Raw genomic sequence first — 1,811 nt, 5'->3', positions numbered from 1 at the left:
CGCACCCGCAAGACCGCAGCCACCGCTCCGGAGGCGGTGGAGGCGGAGGTCGAGACCAAGCCGCGCCGCACCCGCAAGACGGCCGCAGCCGCCGAAGCCGTGGTGGACACGGCCGAAGGCACGGAGACCAAGCCGCGCCGCACCCGCAAGACGGCCGCAGCCGCGCCGGAGGCAACCGACGCTCCCGACGCCGAGGTCAAGCCGCGCCGCACGCGGAAGGCCGCCGCTACCGCCGAGGCCGTCGTCGACACCGCCGAGGGCACGGAGGCCAAGCCGCGCCGCACCCGCAAGGCGGCCGCGACCGCGCCGGCCACCGCCGAAGCCCCCGAGGCCGAGGCCGAGGCCAAGCCGCGCCGCACGCGGAAGACCGCTGCCGCGGCCGACACAGCGGCGGACGGGGCCGAGGTGGCCGCGCCCAAGGCACGGCGGACCCGTAAGGCGGTTGCCGAGGCGGCTGTTCCGGAGATTCCGGCGCAGGCCACCGAGGAGCCGGAGACCAAGCCGCGCCGCCGGACCCGCAAGGCCACGGCGCCCGCCGCCGAGGCCACCGGTGAAGCCACCGAGGTGGCCCCGAAGCCGCGCCGGACCCGGAAGGCAGCGGCGGCGGTCGTGGAGGCTTCCGAGGCCTGATCGGCGCGTCGGCACGACAACCGAACAGCACAACAGCAACACCCGGCGGCCCGGCCCACTTCGGTGGGACCGGGCCGCCGGCGTACTCCTCTCTGCCTCCCTCTCCTCCCCGGCCTCCTCCTGCCTCCCTCCCGCGCCCAACCCGTCATGCCGCCCTGCTCGTACGCCCGATAGCCTCTCCCCATGAGCAGGCCTGCCACCTTCGTCCCGCCCCCCGGCGCCCGCGCGTACTCCCTGCGGACCGCGCGCGGTGAGTTCGCGGTCGTCGACGCGCCCGTGCCCGACGGGGTGGAGCCCAGAGGCGTCGCGCTGCTGCTGCCGGGGTTCACCGGGAGCAAGGAGGACTTCAACCCGCTGCATGTGCCGCTGGCCGAGCGCGGGTACCGGACCGTGGCCGTGGACGGGCGCGGACAGTTCGAGTCGGACGGGCCCGAGAACGACGAATCCGCCTACGCGCAGGAGGAGTTGGCCCGGGACGTGCTGGCGCAGGCGGAGGCGATAGGCGCGCCGGTGCATCTGCTGGGGCACTCGTTCGGCGGGCAGATCTCGCGTGCGGCCGTGCTGCTCGACCACGCCCCGTTTCTCTCGCTCACCCTGATGGCCTCGGGTCCGGCGCAGATCTCGGTCTCCCAGCAGCAGCGCGTGAAGCTGCTGCGGGACGCGCTCGCGGTGATGACGATGGCGCAGGTGTGGGACGCGATCCAGGCGATGCAGACGCCCGAGGAGGTCGATACGGGCAGTTTCGACGACGGCCTGGACAACCGGGCGGACCTGCGGAGACGCTGGCTGGGCAACAAGCCCGCCCAACTCCTCGCCGGTGGACGTCAGTTGTGCACCGAGCCGGACCGTGTCACCGAACTGGCCGCCGTACCGATGCCGTTCCACGTGCTGTCGGGCGCGCTGGACGACACCTGGCCGCCGGCCCTGCTCGACGGGATGGCGGTGCGGCTGAGGGCGCGGCGGTCCGTCATCGAGGGTGCCGAGCACTCGCCCAACACCGACCGCCCGCTGGCCACGGCCCGGGCGATCGCCGACTTCTGGGACGTTCACCCGAACTGACGCCGGCGACGAGCATCCGGACAGGGCCTAGTGTCCTGCGCCAGAGATCCGTCGACAGAAGCGGGCGAGAGAGTCGAGGATCTCCTCGGCTGTCTTGGTCCAGATGAACGGCTTAGGATCTT

The 1,811-nt window shown here is 73.5% G+C and carries 1 protein-coding gene and 1 pseudogene; both read left to right on the top strand.

Going from position 1 to position 1,811, the window contains the following annotated elements; genetic code table 11:
• Positions 1-630, top strand: a pseudogene (locus ACIRU3_RS35145) (ATP-dependent helicase); the annotation flags it as partial.
• A gap of 183 nt (positions 631-813) precedes the next feature.
• Positions 814-1,689, top strand: a complete 876-nt coding sequence (locus tag ACIRU3_RS35140) for an alpha/beta fold hydrolase (RefSeq protein ID WP_404065271.1) — start codon at positions 814-816, stop codon at positions 1,687-1,689.
• Positions 1,690-1,811: the final 122 nt, after the last annotated feature.

The organism is Streptomyces sp. NPDC101151, from assembly GCF_044768335.1.
GTDB lineage: Bacteria > Actinomycetota > Actinomycetes > Streptomycetales > Streptomycetaceae > Streptomyces.
The sequence above is the reverse complement of the archived record's forward strand: the minus strand, read 5'-3'. Positions and strand labels throughout refer to the sequence as shown.

Excerpts from the sequence above, each read along its gene's own strand:
- ACIRU3_RS35140 (WP_404065271.1), top strand. The coding sequence starts at position 814 with ATGAGCAGGCCTGCCACCTTCGTCCCGCCCCCCGGCGCCCGCGCGTAC.